Genomic DNA, 16,189 nt, shown 5'->3' with positions numbered 1-16,189 from the left:
TGCTGCGCGCGGCTGTGACGACCCGGCCACTTCCATTGACTGTTCTTCGATACTCTGAGGCAGGTAGCTAATCAGGCTGATTTGAAATATGAAGAAATCGGCCTGCAGCGCAGCCTGTACCTGCGCATGCAGCTATCAAATGCATAGTTTTCAGCATGCCTAGGGTTTCACCCTAGATTGCAGTTGAAATCTGCGTTGCGGCGTGCGCAACACGGGGTTGGCGCAGACTTGGGAAGATCACCCCATCGCAAACAAACCGCACCGGTTACGGTGCACCACCCCAAAGGATTCACCATGACACGCTCTTTCAACCGCATCGCCGCTTCCGCTCTGTTCGCCCTGGCCGCTGGTGCCCTCTTGCCCGCACATGCTGCGACCAATGACGCTGACCTGGCCAGCTCGGTCCAATCCGCTCTGAGCAGCAGCCTGGGCAGCGACGCCAAGGACCTGACGGTAACCGCACAAAACGGCTCCGTCACCCTGCACGGCTGGACCCAAGGCCCGGTGGAAGAAGCCAAGGCCCGCTTCGTCGCCAGCAAGGTGCCGGGCGTGGCCAACGCCTACAGCGCGGTGCGCACGTTCTCGACCGATAACGACGAGTAATCTCCCACCCGCAGCTCCCAGCGGCTATATGCCGCCCAGCGCTTATGGATCCAACGGCACCTGCTATTGCAAAGATAGCAGGTGCCGTTGGCGTTCAGGTGCCGCAAAAGGTGCGGTAGCCCTGCTGCATGGCGGCCGGGGCAGGCTCGGCGTAGGCAGCAAAATCGGCCTGCGCATCGAAGGGGCGCGACAGCACGGCCAGCAGGCGTTCGAACGGGGCATAGTCGCCGCGCTCCACGGCAGCGGCCAAGGCTTCTTCAACCCGGTGGTTGCGCGGGATATAGGCCGGGTTGACCTGGCGCATGGCCTGGGCACGCTGTACGGCCGGCATGGGGTCCTGGCCCTGGCGGGCGTGCCAACGGGAAAGCCAGGTATCCAGGGCGCTGGTGTCGCTGAAGCGGGCCCGCAGCGTCTGGGCCGCCGGGCTGCCGGGCGCATCCACCAGGTCGGCCAGAGCGCGGAAGGCCTGGGTGTAGTCCACCGCCTGGTCTTGCAACGTAGCCAGAAAGCCCTGGGCCAGCACCAGGTCGTCTTCTTGCGCGCTGGCCAGGCCCAGTTTGCGACGCATGCCGTCCAGCCAATGCTGCTGGTAGCGGTCGGGGAACAGGTCCAGCACCTCGGTCACCAGGGCCACGGCCTGGTCACCATCGGCGTGCACCAGGGGCAGCAGGGTTTCGGCCAGGCGGGCCAGGTTCCAGCGGGCGATGGCAGGCTGGTTGCCGTAGGCGTAGCGGCCCTGGTGGTCGATGGAGCTGAACACCGTGGCCGGGTCGTACTGGTCCATGAAGGCGCAAGGGCCGTAGTCAATGGTTTCACCAGACAAAGCCATGTTGTCGGTATTCATCACACCGTGGATGAAGCCAACCAGCATCCACTGCGCCACCAGCTGCGCCTGGCGTTCGCACACTGCCTGAAACAGCGCCAGGTAGGGGTTGGCGGAGCTGGCGACGACCGGGTCGTGCCGGGCGATGACGTAGTCGGCCAACTTTTTAAGCTGCAGCGCTTCACCCTGCGCAGCGAAAAACTGGAAGGTGCCGACGCGGATATGGCTGGCCGCCACGCGGGCCAGCACGGCGCCGGGAGGGGCGCCATCGCGGCGCACTTTTTCGCCGGTGGTGACGGCCGCCAGCGCGCGCGTAGTGGGAATGGCCAGTGCATGCATGGCCTCGCCCATCAGGTATTCGCGCAGCACCGGGCCCAGCGCGGCCTTGCCGTCGCCACCGCGTGAAAACGGCGTGCGGCCCGAGCCCTTGAGGGCGATGTCGCGGCGCCGACCGTGCATGTCGATCACCTCGCCCAGCAGCAATGCCCGGCCATCGCCCAGTTGGGGAGAAAACCCACCGAACTGGTGACCCGCATAGGCCTGGGCCAGGGGCTGGGCGCCGTCGGGCACGCGGTTGCCGGCAAAGATGGCCGCCCCTTCGGGGGAGTCCAGGGCCTCGGCATCCAGACCCAGCTCGGCCGCCAGAGCGTGGTTGAGTTTGACCATGGCAGGCTGGGGTACCTGGGCCGGTTGCCAGGGTGCGTAGAAGCCGCTCAATTCGCGGGCATAGCTGTTATCGAAGCGGAAGGCGACGTCGGTCTCAAGGGGCATGGCGCGGCTTTCGGGGTAGCGGGGCAGGGAGAACCCTGTATACCCCCTACTTTAGGCTAAAGCAGCCGCGTGTAAAACGAGCTGACTGTTTAGAACAATTCGACGTCGTTATGCGCTATATCAGCAACCTGTAGACGACCACCGGACATCAGCTCTTCATAGAAGCAGACCTGGTTGCGGCCGTGCTGCTTGGCGTAATACAGGGCCTGGTCGGCGTGGCCAAGGATTTCCACCGGAGCGCCCTGGCTGGTGCCGGTAAAGCCCACGCTGACGGTAACGCGACCCACCTGGGGGAAGTCGTACTCTTCAATGTTCTGGCGGAAGCGCTCAAAGATGCCACGCGCGTGCTCCAGGTCGGCCGAGCGCAACAGCACTACGAATTCCTCACCACCAAAACGGAAGATGCGGTCGTTGCTACGGAACGAGGAGCGCAGCAAGTTGGCCACCAGGATCAACACCTCGTCGCCGTACACGTGGCCAAAGCGGTCGTTGACCAGCTTGAAGTGGTCAATGTCCACCACGGCCAGCCACTGGGTGTCGCCGTGGGTACGCCGCTCACCAGCCGGCCCAACGGCGGTATTGCGGGCATAGCGTGAGAACTGCTCGTCAAAGGTCTTGCGGTTGAACAGGCCGGTGAGCGCATCACGCTCGCTGTAGTCCAGCAGGCTCTGGTAGTTGCGGTAGACCTCGATGATGCCGTGGATCATGTCGATGGCCTGCGCGCTGTAGGCCGTGTCGTTGGTGATCTCGATGCAGGAGACGATCTTGTTGTCCAGCCGCACTGGCAGCCACAGGATATCGGAACCATCTGCCTCAAGGCGCTGTACACGGTCGGTCTGCTGGTCTATGCACTTGGCCAGCTCGGGGTAGTCACTGAGCAGGTCGAAATTTTCATCGCTGCTGTTTTCTTCTATCGCAAACACCTGGTCGTGCTCCAGCAGCAGATGCGGCCGCACATAGGTCACATCGTCCTGCGTAAGAAATTCCAGCTTGCGGATGCGGCGTATGCCCATCAGCTGGCGCAGCGCCGAAACCACGGACAGCTCCAGCCGGGAGTGGTCACGGTGGCCGGTGATGTCTACCAGGTGCTGCAGAACGGGTGTGAGATTCTTGGGTGTCATCGCGATCAATGGGGCAAACACTTCTCTGTTGTTTATCCAAGAACCTGGAGCGGCTGCAGGCTCTGGTTCCGATGTGCGGTACCTAGCCGCTGTGGCGGTGGACTGTAACAGCTTCTTTTAAAACTGCCACCACGCGATGTGTATACACAGCCTGCGGCAGTTTCTCATGCTAGCGCATGCAATACCCGTTCCGGCCCCACGTCTACCAGACAGCGTGTGTGTCCCAAGGGGCAATTGCGCTGGAAGCACGGCGCGCAATCCAGCGGTGGCTGGTAGGTCGCATCCTGCTTCAGCCACAGCACGTGGGCATGGTCGTTCAGCGGCGGGGTGTGCAGCGGACTGCTGGAGCCGAACACCGCCACCTGGGGCACGCCAAAAGCCGCCGCCACATGCATCAGGCCGGAATCGTTGCTCACTACACTTTTGCTAGCAGCTATCGCAGACAGCGCCTGCGCCAGTGTGGTTTTTCCTGCAAAGTTCATGGCCCAGCCGGGGCGTACGGCGTTCACCGGACCGGCGATTTCCTCACACAGCGCATGCTCCTTGCCCGAGCCCAACAGCACCACCGGCACGTCCAGCTGCTGGGCCAGGGCCGCAAAGTGCGCAGCCGGCCAGCGCTTGGCAGGGCCAAACTCGGCGCCCGGCGCAAACACCACATAGCCACCGATCTGCAAGCCCAGTGCGGCCAGGGTCTGGGCCACCGGCTGAGCATCCAGCTGCAGATGCGGGCGGTCCTGCTCCAGCCCGGTTTCGCCGCTCAGGGCCGAGTAGTAAGCCACCATGGGCGGGCGCTCGCCCTTGGGCGGATTTGGCAGGCGCTGGTTCAGCAGCACCAGGCGAGACTCACCTACATAGCCGATGCGGCGCGGAATGCGCGCGAGAAACGGCAACAACGCGCTCTTCAGCGAATTCGGCAGCACATAGGCGGTATCGAAACGGCCCTTGAGTTGCGCCGCCATTGCGCGGCGCGCCTGCCACTGCAAGCCGCCATGCTGAAAGGGAAAGTCGATGACCTCGGCCACCTGCGGCATGGCGCGGTACACCGGCGCCACCCAGGGCAAAGCCCCCACCGTGAGCCGCTCGCCGCGCGCATGCAAGCGGCGCATCAGCGGCTCGGTCATCACCGCGTCCCCAATCCATTGGGGCGCGATGACCAGGGAGTTAGTGGCCACCGCCGAAGTGTTCGCCGGCTTTCAGCGCATAGACCGTGCCGCAGTAAGGGCACTTGGCCGAGCCGGTGTGGGCCACGTCCAGATACACCTTGGGGTGGCTGTTCCACAGCTTCATGTCGGCCTTGGGGCTGGGGCAGAACACGCCGCCTTGGGCGTTCAGGTCTTTGGCCAGGAGTTCAATATTGGCGTTGCTCATGCGGAAACCTTCGTCAGCCAGTGGGCGTATTTGGGGTTGCGGCCATTGACGATGTCAAAGAAGGCCGTCTGGATTTTTTCGGTGATCGGGCCACGCGAGCCGCTACCGAGTTCGATGCGGTCGAGTTCACGGATGGGCGTGACTTCGGCAGCGGTGCCGGTGAAGAAGGCCTCGTCAGCGATGTAGACCTCGTCGCGGGTGATGCGCTTTTGCACCACTTCCAGGCCCAAGTCCTTGCAGATGTGGAACACGGTGTTGCGGGTGATGCCGTTCAGCGCACCAGCCGACAGGTCGGGGGTGTAGACCACGCCGCCCTTGACCACGAACAGGTTTTCGCCCGCGCCTTCACTGACAAAACCGTTGGCGTCCAGCAGCATGGCTTCGTCGTAGCCATCGTCGGTGGCTTCCATATTGGCCAGGATGGAGTTGGTGTAGTTGCTCACCGCCTTGGCCTGCGTCATGGTGATGTTGACGTGGTGGCGGGTGTAGCTGCTGATCTTCACACGGATACCGCGCTTCATGCCTTCTTCACCCAGGTAGGCGCCCCAGGGCCAGGCAGCGACCATCAAGTGGATGGTGTTGCCCTTGGGGCTGACGCCCAGCTTCTTGTCGCCGATCCAGGTCAACGGACGCAGGTAGCCAGATTCCAGCTTGTTCTCGCGGATCACCGCGCATTGCGCTTCGTTCACCTGTTCCTGGGTGAACGGGATCTTCATGCGCAGGATCTTGGCGCTGTTGAACAGCCTCTCTGTGTGCTCCTGCAACCGGAAGATCGCCGGGCCGTTGACCGTGTTGTAGGCCCGCACGCCTTCGAAAGCACCACAGCCGTAGTGCAGGGTGTGCGTCAGCACGTGGATCTTGGCGTCGCGCCATTCGACCATCTGGCCGTCCATCCAGATTTTGCCGTCGCGGTCAGCCATTGAAGGGGGAAGCGGGGACATAGCGGTTCCTCAGAAATGCGTGGGGGAAAGCAGGCGATTTTAGGGCCTGCGCAGGCATACGGCAGGCACAACATGGCTTGCATGCAATTTCCACCCTGCCCCGCCGTCCCCGCAAACCACGGGGTCGGCCATCCCCATTCGGCAGCCCACATAAGGCCCACGCTACCTAGAATTTGCCGGATGCCCCAGCCTACTGCATCCCTTGCCACCGCGCCCGCCGACTCCGACTTTCCGCACTGGCAGCGCAACCTCTACGTCTGCCTGTTCGGCTCCTTCACCACCGGCGTGGCAATGACGCTGCTGCTGCCCTTTCTGCCGCTGTATCTGGAACAACTGGGCGTGCAAGGCCACGCGGCACTGGCCCAGTGGTCGGGCCTGGCCTTTGCCGCTACCTTCCTCAGCGCCGGCCTGGTGGCGCCGCTATGGGGCCGCCTGGCCGACCGCTATGGCCGCAAGCTGATGCTGGTACGCGCCAGCCTGGGCATGGCCATCACCATGGCGCTGATCGGCGTGGTCGATACCGCCTGGCAACTGGTCGGCCTGCGCCTACTGGCCGGGCTGGTGGGCGGCTACGCGTCCGGCTCCACGGTGCTGGTGGCCACACAGACGCCCAAGGAACGCACCGGCTGGGCGCTGGGCACGCTGTCCTCCGGCTTCATGGCGGGCAATCTGCTGGGCCCCCTGGTGGGCGGCAGCCTGCCGCCGCTGATCGGCATACGTGCCACCTTCTTCCTGGCCGGCGGAGTGATCTTCATTGCCTTTTTGGCGACCTGCTTGCTGGTCCACGAAAAGCGCCCGGTGCGCGCGCCGCGCACCGCAGCCGCCCCGCCACACCAGGGCCTGTGGGCGCAGATCCCGGATCGCAGCCCGGTCTACGCCATGCTGCTCACCGGCCTGTTGCTGACGCTGGCGCATATGTCGGTGGAACCCATCATCACCGTCTATGTGGCGCAGCTGCTGCCCCCCGGTGGCGCGGTCACCTGGTATGCCGGCCTGGCGATGTCGGCCGGCGCAATGGGAAACATTCTGGCCGCGCCACGCCTGGGCAAGCTGGCCGACCGCGTGGGCTACCACCGCGTCATCGTGGGCTGCCTGCTGGTGGCGGCCGCGTTGCTGCTGCCGCAGGCCTTTGTGACGAATGTCTGGCAGCTGCTTGTGCTGCGCTTGCTGATGGGCGCGGCGCTGGCCGGCCTGCTGCCCTGCATTGCCAGCGTAATCCGACGCAGCGTGCCAGCGGCGGTGGCTGGTGGTGTACTGGGTTATTCCACCTCCTCGCAGTACGCCGGGCAGGTAGCGGGGCCGCTGCTGGGCGGCCTGGTGGGCGGACACATCGGCATGCGCGCGGTGTTCCTGGCGACCAGCGCTCTGATGCTCCTGGGGGCGGTGGTGGCCCGCCACGCTGGCAAAGCCGTAGCAGCGGCCTAACGCATGGCCCAGCCCGTGCGCAACGCATAAGCCCAGTCGGGCCGGCCTCGGCTGTCGGCCAGATCGGCCTGGGCCCCGTGGTCATAAGGCACAGCGCGCAGATCAACCCGCCAGCCCGCCGCACAGCGCTGCACCACGGCGTAGCGCGCGTGCGGCGTGCCGACCTCCACCACATGCGGGTACGGGTGCACGTCGTCGTAGGCCTGCAGACCCACGCTGCCAGGGTTGACGACCAGCGTATCGCCGACCTGCACCGCACGCGGCACATGCGTGTGGCCGCACAGTACCAGCGAAGCCGGCACACCACCCAAGCGGGCCGCCACCTCCAGCTGCGTGGCAGCACGCAGGCCGGTGGCATGGCCTTGGCCGAAACCGGGCTCGGTGGTCTCCAGCCAGTAGTCCAGGTCACTGTGGGGTGTGCCGTGGCATAACAGCACATCCGGCGTCAACGCCAGGCTCGCCGGCAATGTGCGCAGCCAGTGGATGTGCTCGGGCCGCAGCTGGGCGGCGGTATAGCCGTCGGTATCCAATGGGTCCAGCGGCCGGCCTTGGTCCAGCAGCGCCAGCACCTGGCGCTCGTGGTTGCCACGGATGATGGGTAGGTTCTGCGCCATCAGCAGGTCGGCGGTCTCGGCCGGCTGCAGCGGGCCGCTGAGCAGGTCGCCCAGATGCACGGTCTGGTCGACGCCCTGGCGCGCCACATCGGCCAGTACGGCCTGTAACGCCAGCAGATTGCCGTGGATGTCGGAGAGCACGGCCAGTTTCATCAGGTCAGGCTCCGCACCACTTCCATCGCCTGCTCGACCCGCTCCACGGCGTGGATGGTCAGGCCCTCGATGGGTTTCTTCGGCGCATTCGCCTTGGGCACGATGGCCACGCTGAAGCCCAGCTTGGCGGCTTCTTTCAGGCGCTCCTGGCCGCGCGGCGCGGGGCGTACCTCGCCGGCCAGGCCGATCTCGCCGAAAGCGATAAAGCCCTTGGGCAGCGCCTTGCCGCGCAGGCTGGAGGTAATGGCCAGCAGCACGGCCAGGTCGGCGGCAGGTTCGTTGATGCGCACGCCGCCCACGGCGTTGACGAACACATCCTGGTCCATGCAGGCCACGCCGGCGTGACGGTGCAGCACGGCCAGCAGCATGGCCAGGCGGTCTTTGTCCAGGCCCACGCTCAGGCGGCGCGGGCTGGGGCCTCCGCTGTCCACCAGCGCCTGGATTTCGACCAGTAGCGGGCGCGTGCCTTCCAGCGTCACCATCACACAGCTGCCGGGCACGGGCTCGGCATGCTGGCTGAGGAAGATGGCGCTGGGGTTGCTCACGCCCTTCAGGCCGCTCTCGGTCATGGCGAAGACGCCAATCTCGTTGACCGCGCCAAAGCGGTTCTTGATGGCGCGCACCAGGCGGAAGCTGCTGTGCGTGTCGCCCTCGAAGTACAGCACCGTGTCAACCATGTGCTCCAGCACGCGCGGGCCGGCCAGTGCGCCTTCCTTGGTCACATGGCCGACCAGCACGATGGCCACGCCGCTGGACTTGGCGGCGCGCGTCAGATGCGCCGCACATTCGCGCACCTGGGCCACCGAACCGGGAGCGGAGGTGAGCTGGTCGGAATAGACGGTCTGGATGGAGTCGATCACCGCAATCGCCGGCTTGTGGGCCTGCAAGGTGTGCAATATTTTCTCCAGCTGGATCTCGGCCAGCACCTGCACCTGGCTGTTGACGATGCCCAGGCGGCGCGAGCGCAGCGCCACCTGGGCTCCGCTCTCTTCGCCGGTCACGTAAAGCGTCTTTTGCCCCGCACGTTGCAGTGCGTCCAGCGCCTGCAGCAGCAGCGTCGATTTGCCGATGCCGGGGTCGCCGCCGATCAGCACCACGCCACCTTCGACGATGCCGCCGCCCAGCACGCGGTCCAGCTCGTCCAGACCGGTGGGGGTGCGGGCGAAGTCGGTAGCATCGATGTCGGCCAGAGTCATCACCTCGGCGGTCTTGGCCAGGGCGGCGAAACGGTTGTTTTTGCTGGCCCCTGCCGGCTCGGCGATGGACTCGATCAGCGTGTTCCAGGCCTGGCAGTGCGGGCACTTGCCCAGCCATTTGGGCGTGGTGCCGCCGCACTCGTTGCAGGTGTAGATGGTTTTTTCTTTGGCCATGCCGGGACTATAGCCGAAGGCTGTTCAAAAACACAGTATCACAGACTTGACAAATTTCACGCAACCCGTTTTGTTAGGACGCAGCAGCTCGCCACATCGTTGCCACATGGCATACCATGTATCAATTTGTGTTTGGCGTCAGGCACTTCCGCCAGTAACGCAAGTTGCGAATACAAGACGTCATGCACCTCCAACCACCACCATGGCGATCCTTGCTCTCAATGCAGACATCTGCTTCCCTGCTGGGTAGCGCGGTGGCTGCAATATCTGCATTGCCGCGGAAGCTGCGCTCCCGCTTGACGCTCTGGACGGTCGCGGTACGGGACAGTTTTGTAGTGCTGCTGCCACTCACGTTTTTCGGGGTTGCCGCAACCCTGCTGGGCAACCTCCCCTTCCCTGCCATACATCGCCTGATAGACCCGGTCCTCGGTCCGGGATGGCAGGCGGCTACCCAAAGCGTGGTCAATGCCACCAGCGGCGTCTTCGGTCTCGCGCTAGCGGTGGTGCTCAGCATGCAGCTGGCACGCCGACTGCCCGTACGCGAAGGGGAGGAAGCACTGCCGCAAACCTGGACGGGCGTTGCCACGCTGATGAACTTCATGCTGTATGTGATGCTCAGCAGCACACCGACCCTTGCCGTGCTGGGGCATGACTCAATGCTACTGGGCATCGTGATCGGACTGGTGACGCCCGAATTGTTGCGCCTACTGGCCGCCCTGCCTGCATTGCGCCGGATATCTCCTGCCTATGACAGCGATCCAACGTTCTACTATGCCGTGCGCATGACGCCACCATTGATGATCGTCAGCCTCACCGTGGTACTGGCGGCTGAGGTGCAAGCAGCCTTGCCGCCCCTGGGAATGCACTGGTTGGCCGTACTGCCTCCGGCGATCAATGCCTGGATGGATGCGGATTGGCTGCTTAACAGCGGCGCAGTGCTATTCAACCAGCTCCTTTGGTTTTTTGGCATCCATGGCGGCAAAGTATTGGACCAGCAGGCGCAGGCACTCTTCGGCGTAGCAGGTTCCGCATACACGCCAGCGCTAGCCTGGCGCCCACTTATCGACATATTTGTACATATGGGCGGATCCGGTGCCACATTGGGCCTCATTCTGGCCCTGCTGGTGTCCCGACGTAAGAGTCCGTTCCAGCGGCTGGGCTTGGTGTCTCTGCTGCCGTCACTCTTCAACATCAACGAACTGCTGATTTTTGGACTGCCAATTGCGCTCAACCCGATATTCCTGCGACCTTTTTTGCTGGCACCACTGGCACTGACCGGACTGGCATTGACGGCGGTACACACCGGTCTCGTGCAAATGCACAACATCGCCATACCCTGGACAACACCGCCGCTGCTGTCGGGCTACCTGCTCACCGACTCCTGGCGCGGCGCGGCTTTGCAGGCGGTGGGCCTGCTGGTGAGCACGCTGATCTACCTGCCCTTCGTGCGCCAAGCTGACGCACGCAGGGTGCGCGACCAGGCGGAAACTTTCGACACAGCCACCCAAGTCATCGTTTCCCAAAGCAGGCAATATTTGCGCTCGGTACAACGCAACGACCAGGTGGGTCTGATTGCCCGGGGCCTATTTCTTACCCTGACGCGCGACCTGGGCACTCCAGCCGTTACGCTGGCATTCCAGCCCAAGCATGATTGCAGCGGCGCGGCGGTCAGCATGGAAGCATTGCTGCGCTGGACACATGGACGCCATGGACCGATCCGCGCCGATGTAGCCGTGACGCTGGCCGAAGACGGGGGACTCATCCGGCGCCTCGGCGCCTGGGTACTGGAAGAGGCTTGCGCACGAAAGGCGCATTGGAATACGGTCGGCCTGTCGCACATCACGATGGCAATCAATGTCTCGCCGTTCCAGCTCAACGACCCCCAGTTACCGGAGTTGATCGCCCACTGCCTAAAGCGGTACCGGTTGGCCCCGAACGAAATTGAGCTAGAGATCACCGAGAGCCAATCCATCCCGGTTCACAAGATAGTGGACCAGAACCTGGCTCAGATCGTCTCCACCGGTGTTTCTCTCGCCATGGACGACTTCGGCATGGGCTATTCATCGCTACTGCACATGCGGCGCTTCCACATCCATGCCATCAAGATCGATGGATCGCTGACCCGCGATGTGCTGACCAATCCCACAAGCTGCGACATCATTCGCTCAATTGGCGCGCTGGGGCGTTCGCGGCAGGTCGAAGTGGTAGCAGAGTTCGTGGAAACCATGGAACAGCGCGATGTGTTGGAGACATTGGGTTGCAATGTTTTCCAAGGCTATCTGTACAGCCCGCCGCTGCCTGCCGCGGCCTGCGTCGAATACCTGCTGGCGCACAGCACCCATCGCAACAACGCCGCACCGCTGGCAACACCGCCCCTCATGGCTTGAGATGACCCACAAACTGCTTAGACAGGAAATCGATAGATGACACAACAAGACCCTGGTTTCGTATCCCGTCGGGGCTCGCTCGCCTCGCGTGCCCTCCGGCTGGCTTTATTGCGTATCGGCCTGGTCTCACTCTGCGCTGGCGCGATTTCCTATTTTGTCAACCTGTCCTCGATCGAGCAGTCTGTTACCAGACAGCTGTTTTTGTCCACCGAGCAAACATTGCAAAGAGAGTCATTGCCGTTTCAGGAAATCCAGAATTTGCAACAAAATTTTCTGGATGAATTCAAGCTTATCCGTGACCGGCCGGGCATGAATGCCACTCTGGCGCGTGACTTCGACCAAATTTTCTACCGCCATGAGGACGGCTCCTATACGCAGCGTCCGATGCTGTTCGAAGGTCAAGCGCTGGCCGATGGCCGCCGCTTCGCCGGCATGTCGGCAACCTATGCACCCGACACACCGCCCAACGACGACACCAAAGCACGGTTTACGCTGTCATACATGCTGTCTCACAAATACGGCTCCAGCACCAAGGGCCGGCTGTTCAATTTTTACGGCGTGGTGCCTGAAAAAGGCTTTCCCATCTACCAGGACGCCGACATCTCCAAGGTGTTTACCTACTCAGGCCCGGATGCTCTCAAGCTTGAAACCTTTGAGTTCTACGAGCGTGGCTTTGGTTCACCGAGCAACAGCACATTGTTTACCCGCATTTACTGGGACCCCTCCAACAATGCCTGGATGACCACCATCGCCACGCCCGACGTGGCCGATGCGTCTGGCAAGCACCACATCCTGGCCTGCGTCGATGTGCTGTTGGACGAACTCATGAAACGCACCGCCAAGCCCGTCATGCAGGGCGCCTACAGCACCATCCTGATGGCAGACCGCGAAGGCACACTGCTCTACCACCCCAGCGTCATGGAGCAAGTCAAAAGCAGCGAGGGCAAAGCGTCCATCCAGTCGCTCAAAATGGCCCACGACTACCCGCTGTTGAGCGCCATTCCATCGTTGCTCCCTGGCAAGGCAACGATCGTGCAAGAGCATGACGACATCATTGCGATGGGCATCATCCCAGGAACGCCCTGGGTGCTCGCCGTCCACTATCCAAGGGCGCTGATGAGCGCGGCCATTCTTGACAACTTGGTCATCGTGATCGCCCTCGGACTGCTCACGCTGCTGGTTGAAATCTTTGTCCTTCGCTCCATTTTGCAAAAGCAGGTAGCCATTCCACTGTCTCGTCTGATGCATGCAACGCGACGGGTCGGTGTATCCAAAGAGCGCTTGGACCGGGACGTCCTGCCGATCCAGTTCAACGACGAAATCGGCGAACTAGCCAGGGACTTTGCGAGCATGGCAGAACGCATCCAGGACGCGCATGAACAGCTGGAAATCAAGGTACAGGACCGCACCGCCGCGCTGGAGGAAGCCAATCGCAAGTTGATCGCACTGAGCTCCACCGATGGACTGACCGGTATTGCCAACCGCCGCCATTTCGATGAAGCTTTGGACAGCGAATGGCGGCGAGCCCAGCGTTCGGGGGCACTGTTGTCGCTGGCGATGATCGATGTGGACTGGTTCAAAAAATACAACGACCACTACGGACACCAGACAGGTGACGATTGCCTGCGCAGCGTTGCCCAAATACTGGAAGCCCACGCCCTGCGGGCGGGCGATATGGTGGCCCGCTACGGCGGGGAGGAGTTTGTGCTGATCGCCACCACAGTCCATCCTGACAAAGCACTGCAGCATGCCCAGGCCCTATGCCACGCGCTTGAGAAAATGGCGCTGCCACATGCTGAATCGCCCTTCGGCTACGTTACGGCGAGCATCGGCGTGGCAGTCATGGCCCCTGCGGAGGGGCTGTCACCAGAAGACTTGTTGAAGCAAGCCGACCAGGCTCTCTACCGAGCCAAGGCCCAGGGTCGCAATAGGGCTGTGCTGGCAGATATGCCGCCACCATCGTCCCCGGCTTCAGATTGAAATCGACCGTTGGTAGCGGTGCACACCTACTGTGGCCAAACACAATCCCAGCAGCGCAAACACCAGCACCGGCAGCACCAGGCCCACGCCGCCTAAATTGGCAATGGCGTAGGCAAACACCGGTGGGCCCAGGGTAGAGCCCAAGTTGCCCATCTGGGCCACGGCGCCAGTGGCGCGTGCCTGCACCGCTGGCACCTGGCTCAGGCTCGGAATCAACGCGAACGAAGCTCCACCCGCCAGGCCCACCACGTACACCAGCAGCAAGGCCATCGGCGCGATGGGCCAACCCATGCCCAGGCAGCCGCCCAGGGCCAGCCCGGCCAATGTCACGCCAGCAAACGCGGCACGTACCAACCAGGCCGGCGCCAGCACCGACTGCGCCAGCCAGCCCGCCGAAAACGTGCCGGCAATGCTCACAAGGGGCAGCACTACGGCCAGCCAAGGCCGGTCCGCCCCGGCCTGCTGCGGAATGAAAGTCAACAGAGCCAGTGCAGTAACGGTGTAAAAAAAGAAACAGCAGCCCGGCAACGCCGTAGCCCACTGGCTGTAGATGCGCGCGTGCAGCTGCGGCAAGTCGGCCAGGCGTGGCCAGGGCTGTGCCGGGCCGTCCGGCGGCAGCATGCACAGCAGGGCGACAAACATCACGGCCATACCGATGGCATGGGCCAGCAGCAACCCGCTGAGCTGGAACTGCGCCAGCACCCAGCCACCGCCGGCCGCCGTCAGCGCAAACGCCACGCCCACAAAAGTGCTCCACAGCCCCATGGCAATGGCGCGGTGCCGTGGCGCACTGTGCTGCATGATCAGCGTGGGCGCGGCCACCACCACCGCCAGCTGCGACACGCCTTCCAACAGCCGCGTCAACCACAGCAGGGCAAACGGCGGCGCCAAGGATTGCAGGCCGGCCAGGGCCGCCCCCAAACCCATGCCCAGCAGCAGCAGGCGCCGGTAGCCCAGGGCCGGCGCCAGCAGGCCCACGGTGACACCGAACACCAAGCCGACCATGCCCACGGTGGACAAGATCCAGCCCATGGCCGCCGGCGTGGCGCCGTAGGCCGCCTGCAGGGCCTGGAAGGCAAACGAGACCTTGGAAAACTGCATGGCCGCCAGCACGCCACACAGCCAGAGGGTGATGACGCGGGGCCAGGGGGTGGAAAGCATGGGGGGATTCAACATCGCCCGATGTTGGCGGCGCCCGCCCGGGGCGTCAACGCATAAGTTATGCGTGGCTGGTTAGCGTGGTGCACAGCCGCGCGGGCAGGCCGTTAGCCAGCCACACCCGCTCCCACAGCATGGTGCTGGGGCGTATCTGCAGGCCCTCGGTGCGGGCCGTGCGCACTTGCACGGTGACGGGCGCGGGTGCCTCCTGTTCCCACCAGCCGCTGGCGGCCAGGCTGGCCTCGGCGGCAGCGATGTCATCGGTTGCAAAGCGCCACAGCGAGGTCTGCAGCAAGCTATGCGCTGAGACGCCCCAGATCTGCTGGCGCGGCAGGGACGCGGCCAGCAACCGGTGGTCCACATCGGTGACCAGGTGCGCGGGCTGGCTGCAGTGCTGCACCAGGCGCTGCAAGGCGGCGTCCTGCGTGGGCAGGCTGGCCAGCAGCTGCAACACGGCCTGCATGGCCCGCGCGGACGGTTGCAGCGTGCCAGCCTCCCAGCGCGACACCGTGGCCTGGTTCACGTCGGCCAGCCGGGCGACCGCGTCCTGCTTCAGGGCCTTGCTGCGGCGCAGGCGCCTGAGCCGTTGGCCGAAGGATGGCAGGCCAGCCGCGTCTGCGTGGCTGGCCAGAAGGGGAAAAGCGCAATCCGTCATGCCCGACATACTATCGAAATAGTAGCTGCCTGCGCACGGTCTACCTGCGCCAGAGGCCTTTTTATTGCAAATCGCGCAGCAGTTGCTCGGCGCCTATCTCGATGCCGGTCTTGGCCGCGCTGAGGGCACCCACGGTGGCGGCCACGTTCATGGCGTTGGGGTGCTGCTTGGCCACAAAAGCCTGGACCAGGCGGTTGCTCATGGCGTCGTAGATCTCCACGGAATAGCTGACCGAGCCCATGAAGATGCCCTCTTTGCCGCGTGCGGACTGCACGGCGTTATAGGGCAGGCCAAACAGATCAAAGCGGGTGAAGGTGGACACCACGGGGGTATTCGTCGTGGCGCCGGTCAGCGTCAGCTTCAGGCGCAAAGCGCCCGGCGCCGCCGTGCGGCTGAGGCTGAAGCGCTTGGCCAGCTGCTTGTTGAACTCGGTCGACATGTACTGGGCAAGTTCGCGCCTGTCGGCCTGGGGCAGGTCGCCGAACTGGTTGTCGGCGCCGTCATAGACCGACACCGGCTCTACCAGTACCGCCTTGTAGTCATTCCAGTTGACGGCGGAGCGGTAGACATACGGCCTTTGCTCGGCGTCATCTTGCGCATTGGGCTGCATCTGCGGGGCAGAGGCCAGGCCGGTGTAGGCCGGCGTCCGGGTAACGGCACAGCCCGTGGCCAGCAGAGCGCCGGCCAGAACAAGGGCCGAGGTAGCCAGGGATGAAGCCAGGGTGCGTGGTGTGTGCATGGTGATTCCTTAGTTAATGAACGATCGATCGGTATCAATGGTACATTACTAACGACCAATCGTTCACTAACCAAGGAACAC

At 63.6% G+C, this 16,189-nt stretch carries 14 protein-coding genes; 4 read left to right on the top strand and 10 right to left on the bottom strand.

What is annotated here, in order from left to right; all coding sequences use genetic code 11:
* Nucleotides 1-294 precede the first annotated feature (294 nt).
* A complete protein-coding gene (locus AC07VY_RS24440) occupies nucleotides 295-603 on the top strand; it encodes a BON domain-containing protein (protein WP_495099780.1) in 309 nt (102 codons plus the stop codon).
* Nucleotides 604-697: 94 nt separating this feature from the next.
* Here the strand turns inward: AC07VY_RS24440 and AC07VY_RS24435 are convergent, their stop codons facing one another.
* The 5 genes from AC07VY_RS24435 to AC07VY_RS24415 all read right to left on the bottom strand — a co-directional run bounded on the left by AC07VY_RS24435 (nucleotide 698) and on the right by AC07VY_RS24415 (nucleotide 5,627).
* Nucleotides 698-2,197, bottom strand: coding sequence for a protein adenylyltransferase SelO (locus tag AC07VY_RS24435; protein WP_495099779.1), 1,500 nt, complete (start codon nucleotides 2,195-2,197; stop codon nucleotides 698-700).
* An 89-nt stretch (nucleotides 2,198-2,286) separates the two neighbouring features.
* Nucleotides 2,287-3,318: a GGDEF domain-containing protein gene (locus AC07VY_RS24430; RefSeq protein ID WP_495099778.1), complete on the bottom strand. Its 1,032-nt coding sequence runs from the start codon at nucleotides 3,316-3,318 to the stop codon at nucleotides 2,287-2,289.
* A 164-nt stretch (nucleotides 3,319-3,482) separates the two neighbouring features.
* Nucleotides 3,483-4,490: a lipopolysaccharide heptosyltransferase II gene (gene waaF, locus AC07VY_RS24425; protein WP_495099777.1), complete on the bottom strand. Its 1,008-nt coding sequence runs from the start codon at nucleotides 4,488-4,490 to the stop codon at nucleotides 3,483-3,485.
* Nucleotides 4,480-4,686, bottom strand: a complete 207-nt coding sequence (locus AC07VY_RS24420; RefSeq protein ID WP_116607525.1) for a zinc-finger domain-containing protein — start codon at nucleotides 4,684-4,686, stop codon at nucleotides 4,480-4,482. The genes waaF and AC07VY_RS24420 overlap by 11 nt, the downstream gene beginning before the upstream one ends.
* Nucleotides 4,683-5,627: a branched-chain amino acid transaminase gene (locus tag AC07VY_RS24415; RefSeq protein ID WP_495099776.1), complete on the bottom strand. Its 945-nt coding sequence runs from the start codon at nucleotides 5,625-5,627 to the stop codon at nucleotides 4,683-4,685. Before AC07VY_RS24415 ends, AC07VY_RS24420 begins: the two co-directional genes overlap by 4 nt.
* 180 nt (nucleotides 5,628-5,807) lie before the next feature.
* Between AC07VY_RS24415 and AC07VY_RS24410 the strand changes: the two genes are divergently transcribed.
* Nucleotides 5,808-7,052, top strand: coding sequence for an MFS transporter (locus AC07VY_RS24410; protein WP_495099775.1), 1,245 nt, complete (start codon nucleotides 5,808-5,810; stop codon nucleotides 7,050-7,052).
* Here the strand turns inward: AC07VY_RS24410 and AC07VY_RS24405 are convergent.
* Complete coding sequence (locus AC07VY_RS24405; RefSeq protein ID WP_495099774.1) at nucleotides 7,049-7,819, bottom strand: metallophosphoesterase family protein; 771 nt, start codon at nucleotides 7,817-7,819, stop codon at nucleotides 7,049-7,051. The two genes, AC07VY_RS24410 and AC07VY_RS24405, sit on opposite strands and share 4 nt — an antisense overlap.
* Nucleotides 7,819-9,189, bottom strand: coding sequence for a DNA repair protein RadA (radA, locus tag AC07VY_RS24400; protein WP_495099773.1), 1,371 nt, complete (start codon nucleotides 9,187-9,189; stop codon nucleotides 7,819-7,821). The genes AC07VY_RS24405 and radA overlap by 1 nt, the downstream gene beginning before the upstream one ends.
* A 296-nt stretch (nucleotides 9,190-9,485) precedes the next feature.
* Here radA and AC07VY_RS24395 point away from each other — a divergent pair, with 296 nt between their 5' ends.
* Together AC07VY_RS24395 and AC07VY_RS24390 are read left to right on the top strand one after the other, a co-directional pair.
* Nucleotides 9,486-11,576 (top strand): EAL domain-containing protein, encoded by a 2,091-nt coding sequence (locus tag AC07VY_RS24395; RefSeq protein WP_495099772.1) that lies wholly within the window; start codon nucleotides 9,486-9,488, stop codon nucleotides 11,574-11,576.
* A 258-nt stretch (nucleotides 11,577-11,834) separates the two neighbouring features.
* The gene (locus tag AC07VY_RS24390; RefSeq protein WP_495099771.1) at nucleotides 11,835-13,556 is read left to right on the top strand and encodes a GGDEF domain-containing protein; all 1,722 of its coding nucleotides are present in this window, start codon (nucleotides 11,835-11,837) and stop codon (nucleotides 13,554-13,556) included.
* On the opposite strand, the gene AC07VY_RS24385 is transcribed toward AC07VY_RS24390, so the two are convergent.
* From AC07VY_RS24385 to AC07VY_RS24375, 3 genes are all read right to left on the bottom strand, one after another.
* Entirely contained in the window at nucleotides 13,548-14,717 is a 1,170-nt protein-coding gene (locus AC07VY_RS24385; RefSeq protein WP_495099770.1) for an MFS transporter, read from the bottom strand. The two genes, AC07VY_RS24390 and AC07VY_RS24385, sit on opposite strands and share 9 nt — an antisense overlap.
* 58 nt (nucleotides 14,718-14,775) lie before the next feature.
* On the bottom strand, nucleotides 14,776-15,369 hold the full coding sequence (locus AC07VY_RS24380) for a helix-turn-helix domain-containing protein (protein ID WP_495099769.1): 594 nt from the start codon (nucleotides 15,367-15,369) through the stop codon (nucleotides 14,776-14,778).
* A gap of 61 nt (nucleotides 15,370-15,430) precedes the next feature.
* Complete coding sequence (locus AC07VY_RS24375; RefSeq protein ID WP_495099768.1) at nucleotides 15,431-16,108, bottom strand: DUF3313 domain-containing protein; 678 nt, start codon at nucleotides 16,106-16,108, stop codon at nucleotides 15,431-15,433.
* Nucleotides 16,109-16,189: the final 81 nt, after the last annotated feature.

The sequence above is a fragment of the Rhodoferax sp. GW821-FHT02C08 genome, assembly GCF_059421805.1.
Note: the sequence above shows the minus strand (reverse complement) of the source record. Positions and strands in the feature narration are given on the sequence as shown.